Source organism: Larkinella sp. (genome assembly GCF_965227735.1).
Lineage (GTDB): Bacteria > Bacteroidota > Bacteroidia > Cytophagales > Spirosomataceae > Larkinella.
Genome location: NZ_OZ245776.1, coordinates 7,193,204 through 7,219,077 on the forward strand (window position 1 = coordinate 7,193,204; position 25,874 = coordinate 7,219,077).

A 25,874-nucleotide genomic window follows, 5' to 3' on the forward strand; every position below is an offset into this window, starting at 1 on the left:
GGCAAATAGGTTCGGAGCAATCACTCCATCGTAGACGGCAATTGCTCCGGTTTGTCGCCGTTTTCGCTCAGCCAGTGACTCACATCCGCCTGTGGATTTTCGCGGAGGTGACGGGCCAGGCGGTGGGCGGTTTCGAACGAAAACTGCGGCACCAGATCGACAATCGGGTACTGATACACCAGGCCCGGTTTGTTGGACTTCACCTTTTTGACTTTCAGCAGAAACGGCAAATACTGTACGCTGCCGAACAGTTTTTTGTATTCATCGAACTTGTTGCGCAGGTTCGGAATCGTCGTCAGAATGGCGCGGGTGCTGAACTGCCAGTAGCCCAGCAGCGGAATGTCGCGGATGACAAACCGCAACGTCAAAACCGGTAACCACTTGATCAGCTTCGCTTTGCCGGGGTGCAGGTTTTTCTGCAAAAAAGCGACAGTTTCGTCCCGAATTTGTGGGCGTTTTTCGACGGTCGTAACGGCGTATTTTTTCAGTTCGTCGTTCCAGATGTGGAAGGTGTGATTGTCGCCATAACCAAAGAGCTTGCCGTCGGCGGTGCGGATTTCGAGTCGCTCATTGCAGACAATTTCTTCCTGATCGGAATAAAACAGGATGGGCAATTCGGTGATGGTTTCGCCATAAACTTTGTGGACGGCTTCGGCATGATCCCCGCGGATGCGAAAACTGTCGATGCTGCTGGGCACCACCTGACCCGACCGTTCCACTTTCTCCCCCACGGCGATCCGCCCTAATTCCGTCAGCGCCGAGGACGGCGACGGGGTATTGTCCGATTGAATACGCATGTTGTTGTTTACGTTCGATTCGCTGGACAAATATAGGCATTCGGCAAGATCTATCAGCATGTTTAAGTGGGTCGGTGGGACTGAGATAACCGTCAATCCGACTTCAAAACCTTAACCGTCTGCTCCTGATCCCCCGCCCTGACGCGCAGCAACAACATCGCCGTTGGCTGGCGGCTCACATCGAACGTCTGACGCTCGACGGCGCGGGGCTGGGCGATCTGCCGGTTTTCGATCAGTTCACCTTTCACAGTCATCAATTGAAGCTGGAGCGGCTCACGGTCGGACCCGCGAATATCGACCGTCAGTGAGTTTTGCACCGGATTGGGTAGGAGGGTCAGCTGGAGCGCGGTCGGAGCGACTTCCTCCGACGAAGCCGCTACCCGGCCTGCCGGACAAATGTAACATTGGGCGTATTTGTACAATTCCATACCGGACGTTCCGTCGGTGGCCCAGAACAGAACCGTCGTGCTGCTCAACGCCATAAAACCGGTGGAAGCCGAATTGCCGGTCGGGTGGATGTCGTCGAGCATCGCAGTGCCAGCGACAGTCCCCGTTGATTTCCACGGCTCCAGGTAGTGAAAAAACAGTCTGTTGTTAACCGAACTCATGCCGGAAAATGTGGTCGAGCCAGCGCCCAATACGAGGTCGACTACCTGAACGGTTCCGGCTGGTGTTCCGTCTGATTTCCAAAGTTCGGTGCCTTTGATTCCGTCGTTGGCCGTGAAATACAGGGTGTTGTTGACACGTGTCAGATAGGAAGGAAACGACGCGCCCCCGGCGTTGATGTTTTTGACCAAAACCGTACCGCCCGCAGTGCCGTCCGATTTCCAGAGTTCGGTGTCACCACTGACCGTCGCCCGGAAAAAAAGCGTGGCATTCACTACTTCCAAATCCTGCGGCTGACCACTGCTGCTACCGGCTGCCAGATTTTTGACCATTACCGTACCGCCCTGCGTACCGTCCGATTTCCAAAGCTCCGTCCCGTTCGTGCCATCGTTGGCGGTCATGTAGAGCAGCCCGCTCATCACCACGATTTCAAACAGATTACTCGAACCGGCGGGATGAATATTTTTGACCAAAACCGTACCGGCGTCCGTTCCGTCTGATTTCCAGAGTTCTTCGCCATTTACGCCGTCATCGGCCACAAAATAGGCCGTACTTCCCAGAACCGCCATTTTACGCATGTAATTCGGAACCGAATTGCCGCTTGGATTGATGTCTTTTACCAGCACCGTACCGCCTGCGCTGCCGTCCGACTTCCAGAGTTCTTCGCCGGTTGTTGCGCCGGTGGCCACGAAGAAAAGCGTTCCGTTCACATTCGTAAGGCCGCGCGGATTGGCGTCTCCACCCGGAAGAATGTCCTTGACCATAACCGTTCCGGCCGCCGTCCCGTCCGATTTATACAACTCCCGGCCCGAACTGCCGGTGGCGACAAAATAGAGCGTACCGTTGACTTCCGTGAGCCAGTCCGGGTTGGACGAACCGTTAGGGTTGATGTTTTTTAGTAAAACCGTGCTGGCTTCGGTGCCGGTTGTTTTCCAGAGTTCAGTTCCATTGGCGGCTGTGTTGGCTGCAAAATAAACCGTACCATTTATTTCGACGGCGGTGGTTCCATCACCAGATACGTACGAATTGGCGGAACCGGGATTAATGTCTTTTACCCGGGTTACGTAGTACGACGCAGGCAAGGCCGTTAACTGGGCGATGGTTGGCAATCCACATCCGCCCAAGCACCCGGCCAGTACCCATTTGAAGAGATTGTAGTGTGGTTTCATGCTGATTATCTTTACGCGTTGATACGATAAACGTAATGATTATCAGCGGGTTTAAAAAGACATATTGAGTTTGTGGCAATTCGGGTGAAGGCAAAAAGGTAACCAGATGTTTCCCGCAGAAATTATCTCATAAACCCATTTCACCGTACCTTTGCCTCTTCATTCTTGCTGAAAAAAAATAGAATGCCACCCCAACGCATCATTTCCGTCGTTCCTTCCCAAACCGAACTGCTCTATGATCTGGGGCTTGATCAGGAAATTGTGGGGATTACCAAATTCTGCATTCATCCGGCGGAAAAGGTGAAAGATACGTTCAAGGTTGGTGGCACAAAAACACTGCATCTTGACCAAATTCACGATCTGAAACCGGACTATATTCTGGCCAATAAAGAAGAAAATACCCGCGAACAAATCGAAGAATTGCAACGTCATTATCCCGTTCATGTCACGGACGTCAATACCGTCACGGACGCGCTGGCGATGATCCGGGAGGTTAGTGAGCTCGTCGGAAAAGGCTGGAAAGGGGAGGAATTGTCGAGGAAAATAGAGCAATCGCTAAATATTTGCCCCCAACCGTGCGACGGTCCGACCCCTGAAGGGGGCTATTATACGTCGTCCAAAGCCCCCTTCAGGGGTCGGACCGTCGCACGGTTGGGGGCAAACGTCGCTTATTTCATCTGGCGAAAACCGTACATGGTCGCGGCCAACCAGACCTTCATCCATTCAATGCTGGAACTGGCCGGTTTTCAGAATGCGTTTGAGGGGATAACGCGTTATCCCGAAGTGACCGAAGCCGATCTGAAAACCGCCCAACCCGATTTGATTTTTCTATCGTCGGAACCGTATCCATTTTCGGAAAAACACAGGACAGAATTGCAGGAAATTTGCCCTGATGCGCGGGTATTGCTGGTCGATGGGGAGGTATTTAGCTGGTACGGAAGCCGGTTATTGAAATCGGCTGATTACATTCAACAACTACGGCAGAGTCTCGGTTTACTGTAAAACCGCATTGACGTGAGCGTCGTAAAACCGGGCCGATTTCACCGCGCCGGTGCCCTGAAAATAATAGCGTAATCCGACAATCTTGCCAGCATCTTCCTGAAACCGTCCTTCGTAAGCGAGTTTTTCGTTCACAAAAACCTTCGCCAGTTTGTCCTTTACCTCGCAGCGGACGGTTACCCAATCGGAAAAGTTGACGCCAAAAGCAGACAGATCGGTGGTTTTTCCCGAAATGTGTGTCCCGTTAAACGACAGATTCAATTCACCAACACAGCCTTTTCGGGACAATTGTAGAAAGTGCATACCTTTGGAACACAGCAACATAATGCCCACATGCTGGCAAACGGCATCGAAGCGATTGAACGTACTTTTTACTTTCGTTTCAAATCCGAACGTATTGCCGGACAACTCACCCAGCGGCTGCACATAATGCAGGCTGGTGTTCGGAACGCTTTTCTGAAAAATGATTCCCTGTTCGGTTAGATCGGTTTCGGTCAGCTCAATGGCACCATTCCGCCGAATTTGTTTGTCCGGGAAATAAACCGGAATCGAATCGCGGTTGATGGTGCCGAGCCAGCCATCGGTTTTGATGTACAAATCGTGTTCTTTCACGATAGAGTCGTTCAACACGAGCTTGGCGCGGAAATAACCGGGGTAAAAATAGGTGCTGGCGTACTGATGTCCGTCTTTATCGACCCGAAAACGCAGTTTCGGATTCCAGCTTTGCTGGATAAAAACACTGTCGGCGTTGGAGTCCGTGGCATCGTATTGGAACAAAACCGTGTTGGGCAGTCCTTTGGCAACCGGGCGACTGCTGAAGGTCACTTCGCCGACTTGTAGCGGTTTTGCCCGCTTCTGAAACGCCCAGATGCCAGCCAACCCCAGCACTACAAACAGGCCGACGACCCACGGCCAGCGGATCGCGGGAGGGCGCGAAACCGAAATCGGAGCGTTTTGAACTGGAAGGGTCGGAACGGTTTCTTCGGTGACCAGAACCGGCTGCTTCCGGAATTCCCGCCAGTTGTCGTAGCCCACAAACTGCGCCAGCGTATTAAGCGTCGTGGCCGTGGGCGCACTGTCGTAGCGAACTTTGCCCCAGATGCGTTTCAGGGTGCTGACGCTGAGGGTTACGTTGGTTTCGGTGAAAATGCGTTCGCTCAGGGCTTCAAAATCCTGGTTTTGCCACTGGCTGCTGTCGCCCCAACGCACTTTCTCTTCGATCAGCAGGCGGCACTGCTGTAAATTATCTTCTTCGGTAGTCATTGGCAATCAGCGTGAATCAACTTGAACAGGCTTGAACAAGGGTCGGGCTACCAACTTTCGGAAGATTTTTTCCACCTTTGTCCGGTTCATTATTCCAACAACCAAAGTTACATAAACCAACATGAAAAAATTGCTCGTTTTCACAACATTGCTGTTGCTCGCCCAAACGACTTTTGCCCAGGACGACAAGTCGAAACGCCCCAGCCCGCCCGCACAGGCCCAGCAAACGGTGGGTGGCAAAACCATCACCATCGACTACAGCCAGCCATCGGTCAAAGGCCGGAGCGTTTGGGACCCGGCGGGCAAAGTGGCCCCAATCGGAAAAGTCTGGCGGACGGGCGCGAACGAAACCACCACGATCGAGTTTTCGGAGGATGTCAAGCTGGAAGGAAAGCCGGTTGCCAAAGGGAAGTATGCACTTTTTACGATTCCCGGTGAAAAAGACTGGACGGTCATCATCAACAAGGGCATCAAATGGGGGGCCTTCACCTACAAGGAAGAGGAGGATGTCGTGCGCGTGACGGTTCCGGCGAAAAAGGCCAAAAGCTTTCAGGAAAAATTTATGATCGACATCTCCAAGAAAGGGGATGTATCGATGGTGTGGGCCGACACCAAGGTTGATTTCAACGTGAAATAGTCCTGCCGACCGAACCGGTAAACAACAAGCATAAGGTGTTGATTGACCGTTTCCTTTTCTTCCCCAATTTGTAATTGACGCTTGTGAGGAGTGGTTATTCAGCCGCGGGTAACACCGTGGTTAGGATAACCATTGCCTGAAATTTTCACTGTACGCGGTTTCAATCCGGTACTAAACAGCAAAACAATGAATCGACAACATCTTGTAAATCAATTCGCCTGGATCACGTTTGGCCTGCTGATCAGCACCCTCACGTATGGCCAGAATACCGTGGATCTGGTCGGGCTGGCGCAGCAAAACAGTTACACCCTTGAAAACCGCTCGTTGACGGTTCTGGCGGACGGGACGAAACCCGGCGTGCGGCTGGAAGAGAAGCAAAATTCAAAGGAAGGGGTTGCGTGGCTGCCCGCCCTTTCGTTCAGAGAAGGAACGATTGAGCTGGACATTCGCGGCAAAGATGTGCTCCAGCGCAGTTTTGTCGGAATCGCGTTTCACGGTTCCGGCGAGCGGAATTACGATGCAATTTATTTTCGACCATTCAATTTTCGGGCCGCTGACCCGGTTCGTCACAGCCACGCCGTTCAGTATATCGCCCTTCCGACCTATGACTGGCCGGTTTTGCGTAAAGACTTTCCGGATCAATATGAACAACCCATCGAACCAGCGCCCGATCCGAACGCCTGGTTTCATGCCCGGATTGTGGTGGACAAGGAAACCGTCAGCGTTTTTGTCAACGGGAATGCCCAACCCAGCCTGGCCGTCAAGAAGTTGAATGACCGCCGGGATGGCAAAATCGGGTTGTGGGTAGGAGCCGGTTCGGGCGGTGATTTTGCGAATTTGAAAATTACGCCCCAGACTCCCTAAAGGGGTGAAGAATTTAGTCAGTCGTTGTATCTTCGTAGACATGACCACTGACGATACCCTTTCTTCCGGTTCTTTCAATCTCATTCTGTATGCCGCCCGGCAGCGGGGCGCTGATTCGTCGGCCCTATGTCAGGCCGTTGGTGTTGATCCGGCGGTGTTGCAAAACCCCGACGGGCGGGTGCCGATTCGGGCTGTGCAGGCACTCTGGCAGGAAGCCGTTCGGGCGACCGGCGAACCGGATTTGCCGCTGCAGTTGGGCGAGTTGATTAACCCGCTGTCGATGGGTGTGCTGTCATACGTCATGATGCACTGCCCGACTTTGGGCAAGGCCATCGAGAAACTGTGTCATTATCAGGATATTGCGTGTGCGGGTGTGCTCACTACCGGGCGGCTGGTCGGCGACCGGTTTCACCTCACGCTGACGTTGACGAGTGAAGCCATTCAATTTCCTGACTACACCTTTGGCTCTGAGCTTTCGGTTTACCAGTCGGCTTTTCGGGCCATGACGGGGCAGAGGGTGGTGGCCGACGAAATCCGGTTTGCCTTCCCGGAACCCCCAAACCGGCAGGACTACGAACGGGTTTTTGCGCCGGTAAAAGTCAAATTTGATGCCACCGAAACCGTTCTGGTGCTGGATGCCGCCTGGCTGGAAACCCCGATTTTAAACGCCAACCCCAGTCTTTTTGGGGTATTCGAGCAACATGCCGACGAATTGTTAGGAAAACTACGGACAAAACCTGATGTTTCTCCGGCGCTTTCGGTTCGGGTAAAACAGGAAATCTTCACCTTGTTGAAAGGTGAAGAACCTGCGTTGGCGGCTGTTGCCGATGGGCTGGCGATGGGCGTTCGAACCCTTCAGTTGCATTTGAAAGAAGAGGGCGTTACCTATCAGCAATTGCTGGATGAAGTGCGGCATGACCTGGCCGTTCGGCACCTTCGCGAACCCCATTTCAGCACCACCGACATTGCCTATCTTCTCGGTTTTTCGGAACCCAGCGTATTCTACCGTACCTTCAAGAAATGGACAGGCTCGACGCCCGGTGCGTTCCGGACTGCGGTGCTGCGTCCGACGGCTTAGCGGCAGCTTTGCCGATCAGCCCCAGGTGTGTGTGCTCGAAACTATCCGGATATTTCAGGCCGTAGCCCATCATCCGATCCATGGCCGAGTGGCCGAACAGCAAAACACCGGTTAACAGCAACGGCTGGCTGTTCAGTAGTAAACCCAATAGGCCAATGGCGATGGCGAAGGCTTTGTGATGAACCAGGTTGTAGGCATATGCCCCGATTTTTGGGTTGATCAGATACCCCAGCATGCTCAGATCCGGCACCAGAATCAGGGCCGGAAACCACCACCAGGCAAACGGCAGTTGGTTGAACAGCACGATGGAGAGACTAAACTGAGCGAATTCTTCGAGTTTTAAAAGCGTTTTCATGGCGGTTTTTGCGTTTTTGTGTAGGACAAAGTTCCGCCAAAAAAGCCGGGCTAGGGGTGACCAAATGTGAAAACCGGAGTGACGAAAAGCGAATTTTTTATGGAAGTCAGCCGCCATCAGACCCCAAACTGGGAGAGGTGATGATCCAGGTGTTTATAAAACATATTGTTCCACTCATTGACGTTCAACCTGCCGAACGAATGGGAGGCTTTCTGGTCGAAATAGGTTTCCCCCAGTTGCTGGGTTTTCCGGATATACGTTTTCAAGCGATTCTTTTCCGTTTCAAAATCCCGTGCGTTCTTGATCAAAAAAGCCGGGCCGGTCGGCAGGTTGCGTTTGTAGGGGCTTGCCCCGACAATCCGCTTTTTAACAAACGCCCTGATGATCAACTGCATCAGAATGTTGTGCTTTTTGTGGATGTTTTCGTAGATTAATTCGTAGGTCACATTGCAATGGGCCAGCATTTGCGCCACATCCATCTTCCCCCAATGGGGATGGGTGTCGGGTGTCAGCCGGTCAATCCGTTGAATGATTTTTTCGGAAACTTCTTTGGTAAAAAGGTTGGGGAAATCCATGATCTTAAGGTTCAGGAAGCGTTTGCGGCCCCTTTCAACCGGGTCGCCGGGCCGAATTTACGACAATCGTTCAATGGCTTCGTTCAGGGTGTGAACAAAATTGATTTGTCGGCGCTGATTGCTCTCGTACATGAAGTCCTTGATACTCTTGCTGGTATAGGCTGAAAAGTCGCCGATGAACGCCAGCCGGACGCGGTAATTGGAAAATTTCTGGAGGATTTCACCGGCAAGGCCGGTTTTTAAATCGAAGAAATCCGGCGTAATCGTCTTCTCGTGCAGAATCATGCGATCGAAGTCCTGGTAATACAGGTCGACGACCAGTTGAAGACCATCCTCCGGATTCGTAATCAGCAATTTGTCAGACAATACTTCGGCCAACCGAATACCGTTGACCTCGTGTGTTACAACTTTCATACTTATTTGGTTTACGAACTATTCTTCTGCAATTCCTTTCGATTTTGACCTGTTTCCGTAAACCACACCCCAGGACGTTTGGTGCAGTTGTAAAGTCAGGCTGTCGCCCACGGTTTCTTTTCGACTGGTGTAAAAATCGTAATCACCTTCGTTGGTGTGAAAAGTCATAATATACGAATCTGCACTCATCTTCTCAGACCGTTTTGCTTTGATTACCAATCCTGTTAACGACTTTTTTTGTTGTGGCAATCAAATTATAGAATCTTATGATGCTAGATTGAAGAAGTATGCTGAGTGTGTAGCATACAAACAAAGAAATCAAGTTTTCACCAATTCAAACGGCCCAAAGGTCTACACCAAAAAAACGCCGTTTAATCTGAAAACCGGTAAATGTGATCCAGAAAATGAAGGTTGTGACTGCACGGACTTTGGGCTCAACGTCTCCCAATTGGCAATAATCCCCCGGACAAGGCTTCAGAAATGCAATGAAGATGATAGAAAAAAGTAGGACCGATGCTAGTTTTTTAGTGGTCAATCGTTTAAGATTAAATATCATCAAATATCCATTTTTTTGCTCTTAGTTTTGCCAGTTAAATCTTTAACAGTAGCCGCTGACAGGGTCTTCGACCGCTGTCAGGGCTATCGTCACCCTGACAGCGGTCGAAGACCCTGTCAGCGGTGGTAAGATGAATGGAACTGAACGCTAGGTTCGAATCTTCAGTAAATCCGCAATAGAAGTAAACGGAACCACATCCTTCGTATAGCCATAAGCATCGCACAGCGGCTGAATGCGGTTGTTGTCGCCCATCGCCAGATCGACGTCTTCCATCGTAAACTGGCAGGGGTGTTCGTAGCCTGCAGCGTGCGAAATCTCCAGGATTTCTTTGGTCAGCGTCTTGATGTAATTGTAAAACCGCTCGCTTTTGAGCGCCGGGTCGATCCCGGACTGGAGCCATTTGCTCTGCGTGGCGACCCCCGACGGACAGCGGTTTGTGTGGCAAATCTGGGCCTGAATGCAGCCAATGGACAGCATCGCTTCCCGGCCCACATTCACGAGGTCGGCTCCCATCGCAAACGCCATGATGGCCGATTCGGGCAGCCCCAGTTTGCCGGAAGCGATGAAGGTGATGCGACTGGTTAGACCGCGTTTCTGAAAAATCTGGTAAATTTTTGAAAAACCGTAGACGAAAGGCAGCGAAACGTGGTCAGCAAAGGAGGGAGGAGCCGCGCCGGTGCCGCCTTCACCACCGTCGATGGTGATAAAATCCGGGCCTTTGCCGGTTTCCAGCATGTAGTCGGCCAACTCATGCCACAACTCAAGTTTGCCCACCGCCGACTTGATACCCACCGGTAAACCGGTTTCGGCCGCCATCGACTCGATGAAAGCCACCATCGTCGGAATGTCGGAAAACGCACTGTGTGAGGCAGGTGAAATGACGTCCTTGCCCATTTCGACGTGACGGATTTCGGCAATTTCGGCGCTGATTTTGGCGGCTGGCAACACGCCCCCTTTGCCCGGTTTTGCGCCCTGCGACAGCTTCAGTTCCAACATCCGGACAAACGGGTTTTCTTCGACCAGCTTCACCAGTTTTTCCATGACAAAATTGCCATTGGTGTCCCGGATGCCGAAATAAGACGTGCCGATGTTCACCACGACATCCGCGCCAAATTTGTGGTAGGGCGACAAGCCGCCTTCACCGGTATTGTGGTAACAGCCGAATTTTTTGGCGCCTTTATTCAGCGATTCGATGGCGGTTGCTGACAACGACCCGAAGCTCATGCCGCTGATGTTGACGATGGAAGGCGGGTGATACGGTTTCCTACGTTTGTGAAAAAGCCCGATCACTTTGGCCCCCGGAGCCGTGTAGGGGTTGCTGTAATTGGGGTTGTCGGGTGCCAGTTTGAGGGGAAGCAGTGCCGGGTTGATGAAAATATACCCGGCACTGGTGATGTCCTGATCGGTGCCAAATCCCTGAAAATTGTTCTCCTGTTTTGCCGAAGAATAGATCCAGGCCCGCTGCTGCCGGTTGAAGGGCAACTCTTCGCGGTTGTTGGCGACAATGTATTGCCGCAGTTCCGGGCCGAAACTTTCCAGAAAATACCGGATGTTGCCAACCACCGGAAAGTTATGCCGAATCGTGTGTTTTTTCTGAGTAACGTCGTAGATAGCGAGCAGAAGCAGGCCGATCAGCAGCCATCCCCACCAGGGGACGCTGCCCAAAAACGCGAGAATCGATTCCAAAAGTGCAAGAGTTCAGTGAGTGCGGTAAAAGTACGCAAAACCGTCAAGGTCTCGCACGCCATTCCCATTTTTCAGCTTACTCCTCCAGCCCGATGGGTTATTTCTCGAACTTGACACCGGCCACCCGCGCCATATCTTCCCAGAACGAGGGGTACGATTTGGCTACCACACCCGGTTCATCGATCACCACTTCCTGACGCATGGCCACCGGCGCAAAGGCCATCGCCATGCGGTGATCGTCGTAGGTGTCGAAGGTCGGAACGGCATCGATCGCTGCGGTTTTCCGGACTTCATACCGGGTGTTTTTTTCTACTTCCACCAGTTCGGCACCGATTTTCCGGAGTTCGGTCTGGAGGGCAAAAATGCGGTCGGTTTCTTTGATTTTCAGGCTTTCTACCCCGGTCAGCGTGAGCGGAATGCCTTTGACGGCGCAGCAAACCGCCACGGTCTGAGCCAGATCGGGGCAGTCCGTAAAGTCCCACGCCAGCGAGGACTGCGCCGGGATTTTGGTCAAAACAACACCCGATGCGGTGAACGTACTGTCGACGCCGAGGGGGCGCATGATGTCGACAATGGCACTATCGCCCTGCAATGACGCTTCTTTGAGTCCCAGCAATTCGATTTCTGATGACTCGTCTTCGGCCAGTGCCAGCATACTGAACCAGTAGCTCGCGCCCGACCAGTCGGATTCAATCGTGTAATCAGCGGGTGTATAGGGCGTTGGCGGTACGGTGATGGTTTTATTGGTCCAGTCGGCAACCGTCTGAACACCAAAGTGTTCCATTTGCCGCAGGGTCATTTCAATGTAGGGGCGTGAACCGATGTCACCGGTCATTTCGAGCGTCAGACCATCGGGCAGGGTGGGAGCCACCATCAGCAGGGCTGAAATATACTGGCTGCTCACATCGCCCCGGATCGCCAGGCGGTTATTGCCGTTGCCCGAAAACCCTTTCGTCGCGATGGGCGGAAATCCTTCGTTTTTCAGGTAGTCGATGTCGGCACCGAGCGCGCGGAGGGCATCGACCAGAATACCGATGGGCCGTTCGCACATGCGGGGCGTTCCGGTCAGCGTTTTGTGTTGACCCGTGACCGCAAAATAGGCCGTCAAAAACCGCATGGTCGTTCCGGCATCCAGCACGTCGGCCACCGGATCGTCTGATTGCAACAGCCGGATCATCGTCTGCGAGTCACGGGCCGCCGAAACGTTGTGTAAAGTGCCCCGGAAGTTTGCGAGGGCGTTGATAATCAGGGCGCGGTTGCTTTCGCTTTTGGAAGAAGCCAGCGGAATCGTGGCCCGGACGGACCCGGCAGGAGGTGTCAGACGTACAGCGTTCAAATCAGAAGTCGATTGGTTAATTTTCCGCAAAACTAGTGCAGAGAATGGATAATGAACAAAGAATACTGAACAATGAAGAATGAATATCGAATATTGAATATTGAATAACGAATAACGAAGTTGGGCACAGGAGCACTTTCGTTATTCGTTATTCAATATTCAATATTCGATATTTAATTAATATTCAACTGATTATCAATACGTTTCCAGTACTTTCAGCCGGTGGTTTTTATTGATTCGGTAGCGGGGGTAGCTCATTTTGTAGCAAATGGCACCCAGCGCAATCATGACGGCGGGGGCTTTCAGGGCGCGGGAATCGGCCGCCAGTTTTTTTTCGCTTCGGGAAAGGTTGACGACGTCGGCAATGAAAAAAAGCGTGCCGGCGATCGGGAAAAGATAGGTGCCTTGCGTAATGAACGGAATCTGGCGGTTTACGTACACTTTTTCAATCTGATCGATCCGGAAATGAACGGTTTCGGGCAAGAACGTATTCGGATCTTCCAGAATCAGCATCAGGGTCGAGTCCGTAACCCCATAGACCGGTTCGCGGTATTTTTTGCCCTTGTACCGGAATTTGATTTCTTCATTCGGAAAATACCGGTAGCGATGAAAACCGCCCAGCCGCCCCATCACGTCCAGCGCCAGGTATTTCTGCCCCGGCCGGATCATCGCCACATACGGCGATTTCTGTTTGATCATCAGCGAGTCAACAGAAAGCGTATCGCTCTGTGCCTGAACAGTATAAGCAAAAAGCAGAAAAGAGATCGTGAGGAGCAAACGATGGATCATATTCTCTAAACGTTGAATTCGAGAAAAAATACCCATAGTCGTGCCAAATTTGAGTTTTTCCCTGTAAAACCTGTTAGGTCTTGGAGACCTAACAGGTTTTCTGGTGGTTTCATGGTGATTTCGCGGTTAGTTACTGCGCATTGACGAGCTGTTTCCCTTTCGGATATTTGATCGTGTATTTAAACAGCAAATCCCGGCTTTCGTTTGGTTTAAGCGTCAGATTCCAGGTCAGCCGCCCGGTTTCTGCATTTCGTTCTGCCCCGGCACTGTCGTCCAGTTCAACTTCAATCCGGTTGTCGGTCGAAACCGGAATCTGGTCGTACAGCGTCAGATTGACCGGTTCGGATTTGGTGTTGCGCACCGTAATTTTGTAGCTGTATGAATCGCGAACGGACGAACTCAGGCCCTTGCGGCTGCTGAAATCCTGCGTTTTTTCCCGCTTCACGATGATTTTCTTATCCCGACCCAGTCCCAGCGTCAGCGTGTCACCGGCCTGCTGCAAATTTACCTGTGATTCGCCGACGTAGGTTCCTTCGAAATACGTCCGGGCGGTTCCGTTTAGCAGATTCAGTTTCTCCCAGCCCGACAGCGTGGCAATCAAAAAAGCATCCGAATCGACTTTAGGTGTGGCTGTGTAGCGGTACGTTGCCGGAAGCTCGCCGGTCTGGATGGCAACTACCTGCGGGCGGTTATTGGACAAAACGGTATAGGGCGTGGAGATGTCAAAACTGACACTCGTCGGCTGCTCGCTGACCTGCGTAAAATCGGCGGTTGTGGCCAGGTCGGCGACTGGGGCAGATTCTTCCCGGGCCGCGCCAGCCGCGCTCGCATCGGCTTTTCGCATCTGCATTTTGACCTGAGCGGGTGCCATCGCCGGGATGGGCCGGGGTTCGTAAAAGCTGACAAACTGCGTTTCCAACTGCGGCTGTGTGCCAGGCAAGGCAGGGTTGGAGGTCGACAGCGTCAGCCGGACGTTCTGCCAGTCAAAACCGGTATTTTGGTATACATTGGCTTTGTATGCCAGCGTCGCCGGGCTTTTCGTGTCGCGAACCCGGATGTCGTAAAACGGTACCCAACCGGCATTGTCCACCACATAACTCACGTCCAGATCAACGGCGGTTCGGGCTTTGGCCGACAGTGTCACCTCGATTTCTCCAACGGGCCGCTCGCGTTTTGCATTCTGCTCTTTGACCTGCCCTTCAAGCCGGTCGACCTTTTCTTTCTGGGTTTTCACCAGTTTTTCCAGGGCCAGTAATTTTTTGCCGATGTCGGTCAGCCGCGTGCGGAAAAAGTCGGCCATGTCTTCAACATCATCGACTACGGTTCCTTTTTCGGCCCCCACTTTCTGATTGGCCAGCACCATTTTCTTTTCGTTTTCGAGCACTTCCTTTTGCAGATTTAAACCGTCGAACGTGTCGCGGGCGATGCGAAGGGAGTCTTCCAGGCGTTGTAACGATGCCGGTTTGGTTACTTTGGTCAGGAAGTTGGTTCGGAACTGTACGCCCTGGATGGTGGCGTCACCTTTGCCACTCACCTGAATACTTTGCGGATCGGTTTGGGCCGAGGCATTCTCGATGATCAGCCGGGTGGTTCCCGGAACAATTGTTGCGCGGGCCTGGGCGTTGATCTGGGCGCGGTTCAAAAAAACCGTCACGTGCTGAATGGTCGAGCTAACCCGCTGTTCGTCGTCCTGGGCTTTAGCCGCCGAAACCCACAGGCTGATTGGTATGGCAAAGAGGAGTATTTTCATGGAACAAGGATGGGAAAATGATGAATTGAGAATATAGATACCGTTCGGAGCGGTTTCGTTTAGTCTGTCGGCTATTTTTGCAAAAAAAAGTCGGGCCGATGCGGTTTCGATTTAGCGAATAGTTCGTAAAAACCGCCACGCCGGACGCAAATTTCCGGTTGTTACCGCTAATCAAATGATTCCAGTTCACCAACTTAAGGCATTTACCAAACAGGTTTTTCTGAAAATAGGCTTTTCCGACGCCGACGCCGATCTGGCGACCACGGTTTTGGTCCAGGCCGATCTCCGTGGGGTCGATTCGCACGGTGTAGCCCGGCTGGCGGGATATGTCCGTCTGTATGACCACGGGCGGCTGAATCCCATGCCCGCAATTAAAGTGGTTCACGAAACGCCGTCGACGGCCGTGGTGGATGGCGACCGGGGTGTTGGACTGGTCGTCGGGCCGAAAGCGATGCAGATTGCCATCGAAAAAGCGCGGGTGGCAGGCACCGGCTGGGTGGCTGTCCGGAATTCCAATCACTTCGGCATTGCCGGGTATCACGCCATGCTGGCCCTCGAACACGATATGATCGGGATGACCATGACCAATGCCGCTCCGCTCGTAGCGCCCACGTTTTCACTCGATAAATTACTGGGAACCAATCCGATTGCCGTGGCCGTGCCTGCTCTGACCCAACCGCCTTTCGTTGCTGACTTTGCCTCGACCGCCGTCGCTTACGGAAAGATGGAGATCCTTCAGCGGAAAGGCCAGGAAGCCCCGCTGGGTTGGGCACAGGATGCGCAGGGCCAGGCATCGACGGACTCGAATCCGATCAAAAACGGCGGGGCTTTGTTGCCGCTGGGTTCCGACCGCGAACACGGCAGTCACAAAGGCTACGGGTTGGGAGCCATTGTCGATATTTTTTCCGGCGTGTTGTCGGGCGCTAATTACGGTCCCTGGGTACCGCCGTTTGCCACTGCCGGTTTCATGGCCGCTCAGGAAGGCGTTGGGGCCGGAACCGGTCACTTTTTCGGTGCCATGCGCATCGACGCGTTCCGACCCGCCAATGAATTCAAGCAGCACATGGACAACTGGATTGGCGCGTTCCGCAACGCCCGCGCCGTGGAAGGCAAGCAGGTGCTGATTCCCGGCGACCCGGAGCGCGACTGGGAAGCCGAGCGCGGTGCCAACGGATTGCCGCTGATCGAACCGGTGATGCAGAGTTTGCGGGAATTGGCAGAGCGGTTTGGAATAGAAAGGCTGGATGGTTAGTTTTACATACAAACTACCCGCTCGCTTGCATGAAAACCTTATACCACCAACTGATTAATGAAGTAACATCATCGATTTTAGTGCTTGTGGTTTTGACTCTCGCCGGATGTGGCATCGAGGAGAAAGTGATACCCGCAATGGCTGAGGAGCTACGTTTAGGCCCCAAAATACTGAGTGCATCGATCCCCGGAATGCCAGATGAAAATATAGAAATCGACCATAAGAAAAACCAGATTACCGTTACTGTTCCAGCCGGTTTAATCAATCTGACTAAAAAGATTGAATTCACAATCCAGGATAAAGCGGAATGGGCAAGCAGTCAGCCCGATGTGATTAACTTTTGCTCAGGCACGCTTTCGCATAGCTGGGGAGGTGTATCCACTACCGATCTTAAATATGATAACCATACCGCCGTTATCAGAAAAGGAAATATTGAAAGGACTTATCGGGTCGTAATTAAGCAGAATGAGGATATGTATTTTGCTCCTAAGGATAAGATAATCGAGATTGAGGCAAATTTTGGTGGCAGTTTTTTGAGCAATATTCCCATTTATAATTTTTCAGATGGCGACAATAGAACAGCCGATATTGTTTTTACTAATACACAATCTGGTAATCAATTTGTCGAAAGTGGCCCTAGTTGCTGGTATAATTTTGCCACTGTTGATTTATGTAGAATCCCAGAAAATGCGCCACTTGGTGAATATAGTGTTCAGCTACAAAAGAAAAACGGCCGGAAAACAACCAATCAACTTCGTGTGTTGCTGAAAGCTGGGGCACCCTATGTCGCATATCTGAATGAAATCATCCTAACTCCCCGTCCGAAGGATATTAAATTAGTTGGGGCAAATTTATATCCACAGGCAAAAATAGAGGTAGAAATTTGGCATCATCGCACTAAAGAAAGCCATCGGATAAAGCCAGTCTTGAACGATCCGAGTGGGCGGGAAGGGTCATTGCCATTGCCAGTAAATCTTAAAGCTGGTCAATATTACTACAAGGTATATTCTGAAGGGAAACTTCAGGAGAAAGAAAAGAGACTGATTGTGCGGGAAACCGAAAAGCAACCAGTTATTTTTTGGTCAAGCTATGGAGTGCCAATAATTCTGAAGAGAAATATGCCGGTGAATTATATTACTTGCTACCCGGTTTTGCCAAATAGCTCACCCAGTTTAAAATTAACCTCAATAACCGACGGTACGAAAACATATCTGCTCAATATTCTCACAAGAGACTCCATTTATGAGTTAGGGCCTAATTACTTTAACATGCCAAGTGATATTCCATCCGGTCGTTATTTAATCACCATGCAATACAAAGATGCAGATGGAGTGTCACAGGAAAGCGAACCGCTGGAAACGGATGTTATTGTTGAATAAAATAGCTTTGGTGATTAACCATACCAAAAAATATAATTGACTTATAAAAGTCAGACTACCGGATATTGTCAGCACGTACGCGTACGTAAATCCTGTGATTGCGGTTTTGCTGGGTTGGCTGTTTGCCAACGAGTCGATTTCGGTGCGCCAGGTTCTGGCATTGGCGGTTATTCTGGTGGTGGGGGTTGGTCAATATACCCAATACCGGAACGTTCAGAAACCGGCAACGGCAAAAAAATGATTTGTTATCAGGAAATCGCCTTCCTTGCTACCTTTGCACTAAAATCAGTTTAGGGTTTATAGTTCATAGTTTAAGGTTTTTGGTATAGACTTTTGACTACCAATGGCTTACGGTCTTTGGCGGACTATGAACCAGAAGCTAAAAACGCATTCACTTTTGTATGTCCCGCACAGTTGTAACGGCAATTCTGATTATTGCATCGGTTTTACTGGCCACGTTTTCGTTTTATGGCTGGCAAATTTTTAAAACGCCTAACCTACAGGTGGGTGAAAACGACAAGGATTTTGAGTTGTTCATCCCGCGTGGGGCGACGTTTAAAACCGTCATGGATTCGCTGGACGCCCATGATGTGGTACACGATAAAATGTCATTCCGGTTCCTGGCCCGCTTCATGAAATACACTGACAACGTGAAAAATGGCCGCTATGTGATCAAAAAGGAGATGAGCAACCAGGACGCGATTCGGAAATTGCGGTCGGGTGCTCAGGACCCGATGAAGCTGACATTCAACAACATCCGGCTGAAAGACGAACTGATTGCCAAACTGGGCAGCAAATTCGAATTCGGCCCGCAACCCCTGGATTCGCTGCTGAAAGACCCGGTGGTGTGTGAACGATACGGTTTCGATACGACAACCATCATGTGCATGTTCCTGCCGAATACCTACGAATTTTTCTGGACCACCAGCGCCACGAATTTTCTGGATCGTATGGGGAAAGAATATAAGAAGTTCTGGACGCCGGAGCGCCAGCAAAAGGCGAAGAACATGGGGCTGACCCAAACGCAGGTGCAGACGCTGGCATCCATCGTGGAATCGGAAAGCAAAAAGACCGACGAAAAACCGCGCGTAGCTGGCGTATACTGGAATCGTCTGCAAAAAGGGATGCTGCTGGAAGCCGACCCGACGCTGGTTTTTGCCCACCGTGACTTTTCCATCCGCCGGGTGCTGAACGTTCACAAACTCATTGATTCACCGTACAACACGTACCGGTTTAAAGGGCTGCCGCCGGGGCCAATCAACCTGCCGACGCTCAGTTCGATCGATGCGGTTTTGAATCATGAAAACCACGATTACCTGTATTTCGTCGCAAAAAGTGATTTTTCCGGGTATCACACCTTCGCAAAAACGTACGAGGAGCACCTCAACAACGCCCGGATTTACCACGCGGAGCTGAACAAACGGGGGATAATGAAGTGAAAGAGAAGATAGAGGTGAGACAAGAAAATAAAGAGAAACGCCCTCAGTCTTTATTCTCTTGTCTCACCTCTCACATCTAAGAAAAAATGTTCACCTACGATGTCCCACCCATTCGAGTACGGTATGCCGACACCGACCAGATGGGGTATGTATATTACGGTAATTACGCCCGATACTACGAAATCGGTCGGGTCGAAGCGTTGCGGAGTCTGGGGTTTCATTACAAGGAAATGGAAGCGTCGGGCGTGATGATGCCCGTGTATGAAAACCGCTCGCGGTATTTACGACCGGCGCGGTACGACGATTTGCTGACAATTCGCGTCTTGATTCGGGAGATGCCCGGCGTGCGGATTGTTTTTCACTACGACATTTACAACCAGAACGGCGAGCACCTGAACACGGGCGAAACCACGCTGGTTTTTATGATGACGGTCACGGGCCGACTGACCAAATCGCCGGCTGAACTCAACGAAAAACTCAAACCTTTTTTTGAAACGACGGTTTAATTTTCGTCCAGTAACGAATCTTCATCATGTTGGAAAAATTGATGCGGTATAACTCGGTTCAACGGGTTATCATCTACCTGCAAAAACACCAGGCCTTTGATTCGCGGCAGAATTGGTTCGATTTTCTCAAGTGTTTTATCCCGAAAGTGACCGACAACGACACCAGTGAGCGGGCTGCGTCGGTAGCTTTTAGCCTGATTCTGGCGGTTTTTCCGGCCATCATCTTTCTGTTTACCCTGATTCCGATGATACCGATCCCGAATCTGGAAGGGCAGGTGATGGATTTTTTCTCGCAGGTACTGCCGGCTTCGACCTATGAAACCGTTAAAACGACGATTTACGACATCATCAGCCGACCGCGGAGCAATGTGCTGTCGTTTGGTTTTCTGCTCGCCCTCTATGCGGCCACCAACGGGATTCTGTCGCTGATGATGGCCTTTAACTCGTCGCATAAAACCGGCGAACGGCGCGGTTTTTTCAAGACCCGGCTGATTGCCCTGGGGTTGACGATCATGCTGGCTCTGGCCCTGTTTCTGGCCATTGCCGGGCTGGTAGTCGGTGGGGTCCTAACGGATTATTTAATGCACATCAGAATTCTGGATAATGTGGTGGTGACCACGCTTCTAAACATCGCCCGTTATCTGGTGGTATTTGCGGTTTTTGTTGCTGCCATATCGATGATCTACAAGTTTGCGCCCGACATTGACATGAAGTGGAAGTTCGTCAATCCCGGCTGTCTCATTGCCTCCGTGCTGGTGGTACTGACTACCTATGGCTTTTCGTTTTACGTCTCCAATTTCGGTTCCTATAACAAACTATACGGTTCTATCGGGACCCTCATCGTACTGATGATCTGGATCAATCTGGTTTGTCTGCTGCTTATCATCGGCTTTGATCTGAATGTGGCTCTGTATCAACTGGAGGGCGACAAAAACCCGCAGGTAGGAGAGAAAACAATAAATGCTCCCCAAACCGCTTAGAGAGCATTTACAATAACCCTAACCCAAAATAATCAGAAGCCAAGCTCTCGGCAATAACTCTGACTGTTTCTTGCTGAAAGTCAGTATAAAAACCGTGCCAGTCCCGCCGAATATTTAGTATGCGGTTTCCCGGACTTGCCTTCTTCCCGCTCGCCGTTTGCTAAAAAATGTTGCATTTATGGTTTGAATAATCCATACTATTGTCGTAGAAAGAGTTACGGTCTCTTTGTCCGGTAATTACCTATCCTTCATCATCATTATGGCTGAAACTCTAGTCGTGGAATCCCAGGGCCTGCTGGCGGATTACCTGTCGTCGCTCAGGCCGCTGGTAACGGTAATCTGTACCAGTTACAACCACGAACGGTTTATCACCGAGTCACTTCAATCCGTTCTTGACCAGACCTACCCGATGATTGAACTGATTGTTGTCGACAACCACAGCAGCGATCGGTCGGTCGATCGGGTTGAAGAACTCCGGCAAAAATATCCCCAAATTCAGTTGATTCGCAATACCGAGAATCTGGGCATTTGTCGGGCGTTCAACCAGGGACTGAAACTGGCCAATGGAAAATATGTCATTGACCTGTCGGCCGATGATGTAATGCACCGCGAACGCATTGCCCGGCAGGTGGCCGGTTTCGAGCGGCTGGCGGGGGATTACGCAGTGATCTTCAGCAATGCCGCTTACATTGATGAAGATGGTCAATTGACGGGCTACCACTATCCCATTGATGCCAGCGGCCTGTCTACCATCACCGTGCCATCGGGTTGGGTTTTCAAAGAAATACTGGCGTCCTATTTCGTCTCGACGCCCACCATGATGATGCGGAAGGATGTGCTGGAAAGCCTGGGTGGTTACGACGAATCGCTGAGTTATGAGGACTTCGATTTCTGGGTGCGCACCGCCCGGAATTATCGCTATCACTACCAGGACGAGGTGTTGACGAGCAAACGAATGGTTCGTAATTCCCTGTCGACTTTGTTTACCGACCGGCAGAATTCCCTCCTGAGTTCTACGCTGAAAGTGTGTTACAAGGCCTTCGATCAATGCCAGACCACGGAAGAATACCAGGCGTTGGCCGGGCGGATTCGCTGGTTTATCCGGCAGTGCTTTTACGCCGAGCAGTTTGAATTGGCATTCCGGTTTAAAGAACTGCTGGAATTTATTGAAAAACCCGACTTCCAGACGGCTTTAATCTTGCGCCTTTGTAAGTGGCGCATTCCGGTCAATGCACTTTACCGGCGGTATGCTGAATGGCAGCAAAAACGGCAAATTGCTAAAGGTGATGCTCGTTTATTGGTTAGACAAGCATGAAATAACGGGTGGTTGAGAGTGGACAAGAGACGAGAGAATAAAGAGGAGAGAAGGGCACGGCTTCGATCTTTATTCTCTCGTCTCTTCTCTTTTGTCTCCTGTACTCGTTATTTGCAACCAAAATGCGTCAGGTTAGTTAAGCAAATAAGCCATTGAACCTATGTCAGCCGAGTTTTTACGGATTCATCCCGATACCCCTGAAGAGCGAAAGATTCGCCATGTCGTTGATATCCTGCGCAATGGGGGCGTTATCATCTACCCAACCGACACGATTTATGGGCTGGGCTGTGACATTCACAATACCCGCGCCATCGAGCGCATTGCTCGGATGAAAGGCATCAAACCGCAGAAAAACGACTTTTCGTTTATCTGTCATGATTTGAGCCACATTGCGGATTATGCCAAAGTTAGCAACCTGGCCTTCAAAATGATGAAACGGTTACTACCGGGCCCCTACACCTTTATTCTGGATGTGAGCCACCGCGTGCCGAAAATCCTCCATACCAACAAGCGTACCGTTGGCATCCGGATTCCGGATCACAGTATTCCGCGGGCCATTGTGAAGGAACTGGGCAATCCCATCATTACGACGACCATCAAAGACGACGACGATATTGTCCCGTATATCACCGATCCGGAAATCATCTTCGAACGGTTTCAACACCTGGTCGACCTGGTGATCGACGGGGGTATGGGCGGCAACATGCCTTCGACCATTATCGACGCTACAACCGATGACTTTGAAATTGTCCGCCGGGGACTGGGTGAAATAGAAGAGTAACTATTTTTTTAGATCAAAGCGAAAAAAGCACCTGTTACTCATTATTTTCAGATTTACCCTTCCGATTTACGGCAGAGTTTCTATTTTTGGAGCAACTACGGATTTTAATCTGTATTTAATTTAAAAGGGTATGCGGACTGACGTTCGCAGGTACGTAATCGTTCACATTTTTTTCATCAAAGCACAGTGGTAAACGGAGGGTGTAAATCGTGCCGAACGGCATGGAAACTGGTTGCAATTACTTCAATTTTTATTCAATTCAACGCATTAACAGGTTGCTCGGGCAGCAACGGAAGCGGAGACGAAACGACAAAGTCCGACAGCACGGCGGTCCGAACGCCGGCCCCGGTGACGGACTCGGTTCCGGCTGCAACCCCAACATCGGCTGTAGCCGTAGATTCGACAGAAAAAGACCCTCTAAAAGCCGATACCCTGCAATTTGCCGGCACCTTACCCGACACGCTGTTGCCGAAACACCGGATTCTGGCTTACTACGGAAATCCGCACTCCAAAAAAATGGGTATTTTGGGTGAGTTCCCCCGGAAGGAAATGCTGCAGAAACTGGATCGCGAAGCGGAACGCTGGCAAAAAGCCGATCCATCGAAACCCATCCAGAAGGCACTTCACCTGGTGGCTATTTCGGCTCAGGGAACCCCCCAGAAAGACGGAAAATACCGTCTGCGGATGAGCGACAAAACGATTCGTAAGGTCATTAGCTGGGGTGCCCAACACGGTGCTATTGTGTTTCTGGACATTCAGGTCGGTCTGGCGGATTTGAAAGGTGAAATGGCTTTTCTTGAAAAATACCTGAAACTGCCGTATGTTCACCTCGGCATCGATCCTGAGTTTTCGATGAAAACGGGCGCGCGTCCGGGAACCCGGATTGGAACCTACGATGCGGCTGACATCAATGATGCGGTGCAATTTTTGAGCCGCGTGGTGAAAGAAAACAACATTCCGCCGAAGGTACTGGTGGTTCACCGGTTCACGCAGCGGATGGTCACCAACTACAAGAATATCAAGCTTGATCCGCGGGTTGCCATCGTGATCGATATGGATGGCTGGGGGCCGCCTTCCCTGAAAATCGATTCGTACCGCGATTATATTGTCAAAGAACCCGTGCAGTACACCGGTTTCAAATTGTTTTATTACAACGATTTGAAGAAGGTCGATCACCGGTCGAACCACAAGGCCCCGCACGTGATGGAACCGGCAGAAGTGCTGGCACTCGATCCTAAACCGCTCTATATTCAATACCAGTAGCGTCTGTTCCCTGAGTCTGAAAGGCTCCTATCCATTAGCCCCGGGCAACGCCCGGGGCATTCCATGACCTCCGTGATGATCGTTGGGATGGGGATGCCCCGGGCGATGCCCGGGGTTAATGATGCCAGCCTTTCAGGCTTTTTTGGTGTTTGGGAGACGATCATTCTGGCCTCCCCCGGGGCGATGCCCGGGGTTAATGATGCCAGCCTTTCAGGCTTTTTTGGTGTTTGGGGGTCTATCATTCTGGCCTCCCCGGGCGATGCCCGGGGTTGATGATGACAGCCTTTCAGGCTTTTTTGGTATTTGGGAGACGATCATTCTGGCCTCCCCGGACATCGTCCGGGGCTAATGATGAAAGCCTTTCAGGCTAATTGGGTCTCGTTCACCATTTCACCTGCGTCTTTACGTACTTGTCGCGTTGGTGCTTCCAGCGTTTGTGCGACCAGAGCCAGTCGGAGGGGGCTGTACGAAGGGTTTTTTCCAGGAGGTCGCGGTAGCGGTGCAGAATTTCTCCTTCCGGTAAGGCCAGGTACGGCGGTTCGGCAATGGGATAGAACGTCATGGCGTAGTAACCCCGCCGGACGCGTTGCATTTCAATGTAGAAAACCGGCAATCCAAAACTTCGGGCCAGTCGTTCCGTGCCGGGATAAAACGGCGTTTCCTGGTTCATGAAAGATGTCCAGTAACCATACTCGGGCTGGTCGGGAATCTGATCGGCGACGAGGGCAATCAGTCGCGGTTCGTTCCGCCGGGTCACCATTTCACGGAGCAGGGATTTCATGGGAACCGGTTTGGCCCCGAAGCTCGAACGAATGAAATGAACCAACCGCTCCGAAACCGGACTGGCCAGTTTTTTGTAAACCGCATCGGCTGGCATGCCGTTCACGACGGACGCAGAGGGCGCCCATTCCCAGTTGCACTGGTGCGATGCCATAATCAGAACTGCCTGCCCCTGTGCCAGTTTGTTCTGTACCAGCTCCTGGTTGGTGAAAAGAACCCGTTTTTGTAGCTCACTGGGTGACATTCCCGGTAACTTGAACGTTTCTACCAACACGTCCGCGAAGTTTCGGTAAAAATTTTTAGCGATCTGCCGACGTTCCGTATCCGATTTTTCAGGAAATGAGCGTTTTAAGTTGGTGTCGATCACTGTCATGCGATAACGGATAACGTAGGCCAGCAAAACGTATAAAACGTCGGAAACCACATACAGGGCGGTAAGCGGGACTCGGGAAAGGAAACGAAAAAAAGAGAGTGACATTCGAAAATGGATAATCCGATTCGCAAAATCATACCTCCAAATTAAAATTTTGCGAAACCGTTTGCTTGTTCAATACGAAATTCATTTATTTGGTGCTATCAACGCGTCGAGTATATTGGAAAAGTACCACGTTGGTCAACTAAGTCAGGGAATACGGATTGAATTGCACTATCTGCCCAGCCTGACCTATTTTACCGCTCTCTTACCCTTCGATACCGTTTGGCTGGAAGCAGCCGAGCATTATGGAAAGCAAAGTTACAGAAATCGGTGTTATGTCCTGACAGCAAATGGCATCGACCGACTGACGGTTCCGGTACGCAATGGTACGCATAAGCAATCGATTCGTGACGTGCAGATCGATGACCGTCAGGCCTGGACCGATCGTCACTGGCGATGTTTGGTAACGGCTTACAGCAAAGCTCCTTTTTTTGAGTACTATGCTGATGAACTCGAAGCGGTATTTCGCAGGAAATGGGTCTTTCTATTTGACCTGAACCTCGAGCTGCTGACATTATGTCTGAAATGGCTGCGCTGGCAAAAGACGCTGTTGATGACAAAATCCTTTGAAAAACAGGTAGGTAGCGAAGTTCTGGATGCTCATGGCCAAATTGCCGACCGGGACCCTACACAAAATGGCAGGTTTTACCGCCCGGTTTCGTACCAGCAGAACTTTGGCAATGTATTTGTACCTGACCTAAGCATTCTGGACTTGATTTTCTGCCAGGGAACAGCCGCCACCGACGTCTTGAAGCAGTCTCTCAACTCGTGAACAATACCGAAAAAATTTTCGTTACTACGAAAAGACGCAACTAAGTACGATACAACCC

26 protein-coding genes are annotated in these 25,874 nt (G+C 51.0%); 14 read left to right on the forward strand and 12 right to left on the reverse strand.

Annotated elements, in window-relative coordinates; genetic code table 11:
• Positions 1-20 precede the first annotated feature (20 nt).
• A complete protein-coding gene (locus ACO064_RS28415) occupies positions 21-797 on the reverse strand; it encodes a hypothetical protein (RefSeq protein ID WP_421830570.1) in 777 nt (258 codons plus the stop codon).
• 92 nt (positions 798-889) lie between these two features.
• Complete coding sequence (locus tag ACO064_RS28420; protein WP_421830571.1) at positions 890-2,572, reverse strand: ELWxxDGT repeat protein; 1,683 nt, start codon at positions 2,570-2,572, stop codon at positions 890-892.
• 183 nt (positions 2,573-2,755) lie between these two features.
• Here ACO064_RS28420 and ACO064_RS28425 point away from each other — a divergent pair, with 183 nt between their 5' ends.
• Positions 2,756-3,574 (forward strand): helical backbone metal receptor, encoded by an 819-nt coding sequence (locus ACO064_RS28425; protein ID WP_421830572.1) that lies wholly within the window; start codon positions 2,756-2,758, stop codon positions 3,572-3,574.
• Here ACO064_RS28425 and ACO064_RS28430 read toward each other — a convergent pair.
• Positions 3,566-4,834 (reverse strand): hypothetical protein, encoded by a 1,269-nt coding sequence (locus ACO064_RS28430; protein ID WP_421830573.1) that lies wholly within the window; start codon positions 4,832-4,834, stop codon positions 3,566-3,568. The two genes, ACO064_RS28425 and ACO064_RS28430, sit on opposite strands and share 9 nt — an antisense overlap.
• A 121-nt stretch (positions 4,835-4,955) precedes the next feature.
• Between ACO064_RS28430 and ACO064_RS28435 the strand changes: the two genes are divergently transcribed.
• The 3 genes from ACO064_RS28435 (at position 4,956) to ACO064_RS28445 (ending at position 7,413) form a co-directional block, all read left to right on the forward strand.
• Positions 4,956-5,471, forward strand: coding sequence for a DUF2911 domain-containing protein (locus tag ACO064_RS28435; RefSeq protein ID WP_421830574.1), 516 nt, complete (start codon positions 4,956-4,958; stop codon positions 5,469-5,471).
• A gap of 186 nt (positions 5,472-5,657) precedes the next feature.
• Positions 5,658-6,335, forward strand: coding sequence for a hypothetical protein (locus ACO064_RS28440; protein WP_421830575.1), 678 nt, complete (start codon positions 5,658-5,660; stop codon positions 6,333-6,335).
• Between the two features lie 40 nt (positions 6,336-6,375).
• The gene (locus ACO064_RS28445) at positions 6,376-7,413 is read left to right on the forward strand and encodes an AraC family transcriptional regulator (RefSeq protein ID WP_421830576.1); all 1,038 of its coding nucleotides are present in this window, start codon (positions 6,376-6,378) and stop codon (positions 7,411-7,413) included.
• Here ACO064_RS28445 and ACO064_RS28450 read toward each other — a convergent pair.
• From ACO064_RS28450 to ACO064_RS28485, 8 genes are all read right to left on the reverse strand, one after another.
• Complete coding sequence (locus ACO064_RS28450; RefSeq protein WP_421830577.1) at positions 7,349-7,768, reverse strand: DUF4260 domain-containing protein; 420 nt, start codon at positions 7,766-7,768, stop codon at positions 7,349-7,351. The two genes, ACO064_RS28445 and ACO064_RS28450, sit on opposite strands and share 65 nt — an antisense overlap.
• A 116-nt stretch (positions 7,769-7,884) precedes the next feature.
• Positions 7,885-8,343, reverse strand: coding sequence for a DUF1569 domain-containing protein (locus ACO064_RS28455; RefSeq protein ID WP_421830578.1), 459 nt, complete (start codon positions 8,341-8,343; stop codon positions 7,885-7,887).
• A 57-nt stretch (positions 8,344-8,400) separates the two neighbouring features.
• Positions 8,401-8,757 (reverse strand): DUF4180 domain-containing protein, encoded by a 357-nt coding sequence (locus ACO064_RS28460; protein WP_421830579.1) that lies wholly within the window; start codon positions 8,755-8,757, stop codon positions 8,401-8,403.
• 18 nt (positions 8,758-8,775) lie between these two features.
• The gene (locus tag ACO064_RS28465) at positions 8,776-8,946 is read right to left on the reverse strand and encodes a hypothetical protein (protein WP_421830580.1); all 171 of its coding nucleotides are present in this window, start codon (positions 8,944-8,946) and stop codon (positions 8,776-8,778) included.
• Between the two features lie 514 nt (positions 8,947-9,460).
• Complete coding sequence (locus tag ACO064_RS28470; protein WP_421830581.1) at positions 9,461-10,999, reverse strand: FMN-binding glutamate synthase family protein; 1,539 nt, start codon at positions 10,997-10,999, stop codon at positions 9,461-9,463.
• A gap of 97 nt (positions 11,000-11,096) precedes the next feature.
• Entirely contained in the window at positions 11,097-12,335 is a 1,239-nt protein-coding gene (locus ACO064_RS28475; RefSeq protein WP_421830582.1) for a 3-phosphoshikimate 1-carboxyvinyltransferase, read from the reverse strand.
• Between the two features lie 195 nt (positions 12,336-12,530).
• Positions 12,531-13,124, reverse strand: coding sequence for a hypothetical protein (locus ACO064_RS28480; RefSeq protein ID WP_421830583.1), 594 nt, complete (start codon positions 13,122-13,124; stop codon positions 12,531-12,533).
• A gap of 130 nt (positions 13,125-13,254) precedes the next feature.
• Positions 13,255-14,874, reverse strand: coding sequence for a DUF4139 domain-containing protein (locus ACO064_RS28485; protein WP_421830584.1), 1,620 nt, complete (start codon positions 14,872-14,874; stop codon positions 13,255-13,257).
• 175 nt (positions 14,875-15,049) lie between these two features.
• On the opposite strand from ACO064_RS28485, the gene ACO064_RS28490 reads away from it, so the two are divergent.
• The 9 genes from ACO064_RS28490 to ACO064_RS28530 all read left to right on the forward strand — a co-directional run bounded on the left by ACO064_RS28490 (position 15,050) and on the right by ACO064_RS28530 (position 23,789).
• Entirely contained in the window at positions 15,050-16,126 is a 1,077-nt protein-coding gene (locus ACO064_RS28490) for an Ldh family oxidoreductase (RefSeq protein WP_421830585.1), read from the forward strand.
• 29 nt (positions 16,127-16,155) lie between these two features.
• Complete coding sequence (locus tag ACO064_RS28495) at positions 16,156-17,505, forward strand: hypothetical protein (RefSeq protein ID WP_421830586.1); 1,350 nt, start codon at positions 16,156-16,158, stop codon at positions 17,503-17,505.
• 64 nt (positions 17,506-17,569) lie between these two features.
• A complete protein-coding gene (locus tag ACO064_RS28500; protein ID WP_421831076.1) occupies positions 17,570-17,746 on the forward strand; it encodes an EamA family transporter in 177 nt (58 codons plus the stop codon).
• Between the two features lie 160 nt (positions 17,747-17,906).
• Entirely contained in the window at positions 17,907-18,944 is a 1,038-nt protein-coding gene (gene mltG / locus ACO064_RS28505) for an endolytic transglycosylase MltG (protein ID WP_421830587.1), read from the forward strand.
• 86 nt (positions 18,945-19,030) lie between these two features.
• A complete protein-coding gene (locus ACO064_RS28510) occupies positions 19,031-19,450 on the forward strand; it encodes an acyl-CoA thioesterase (RefSeq protein WP_421830588.1) in 420 nt (139 codons plus the stop codon).
• Positions 19,451-19,476: 26 nt separating this feature from the next.
• On the forward strand, positions 19,477-20,430 hold the full coding sequence (locus tag ACO064_RS28515) for a YihY/virulence factor BrkB family protein (RefSeq protein WP_421830589.1): 954 nt from the start codon (positions 19,477-19,479) through the stop codon (positions 20,428-20,430).
• Between the two features lie 259 nt (positions 20,431-20,689).
• Positions 20,690-21,745, forward strand: a complete 1,056-nt coding sequence (locus tag ACO064_RS28520) for a glycosyltransferase family 2 protein (protein WP_421830590.1) — start codon at positions 20,690-20,692, stop codon at positions 21,743-21,745.
• 160 nt (positions 21,746-21,905) lie between these two features.
• Positions 21,906-22,526 (forward strand): L-threonylcarbamoyladenylate synthase, encoded by a 621-nt coding sequence (locus ACO064_RS28525; protein WP_421830591.1) that lies wholly within the window; start codon positions 21,906-21,908, stop codon positions 22,524-22,526.
• A 432-nt stretch (positions 22,527-22,958) separates the two neighbouring features.
• A complete protein-coding gene (locus ACO064_RS28530) occupies positions 22,959-23,789 on the forward strand; it encodes a hypothetical protein (protein WP_421831077.1) in 831 nt (276 codons plus the stop codon).
• A gap of 382 nt (positions 23,790-24,171) precedes the next feature.
• Here ACO064_RS28530 and ACO064_RS28535 read toward each other — a convergent pair whose 3' ends face one another.
• Positions 24,172-25,047 carry a lysophospholipid acyltransferase family protein gene (locus ACO064_RS28535; RefSeq protein ID WP_421830592.1) on the reverse strand — a complete coding sequence of 292 codons (876 nt, stop codon included), beginning with the start codon at positions 25,045-25,047 and terminating at the stop codon, positions 24,172-24,174.
• Between the two features lie 61 nt (positions 25,048-25,108).
• On the opposite strand from ACO064_RS28535, the gene ACO064_RS28540 reads away from it, so the two are divergent.
• Complete coding sequence (locus tag ACO064_RS28540; protein WP_421830593.1) at positions 25,109-25,816, forward strand: WbqC family protein; 708 nt, start codon at positions 25,109-25,111, stop codon at positions 25,814-25,816.
• The last annotated feature ends 58 nt before the right edge of the window (positions 25,817-25,874 follow it).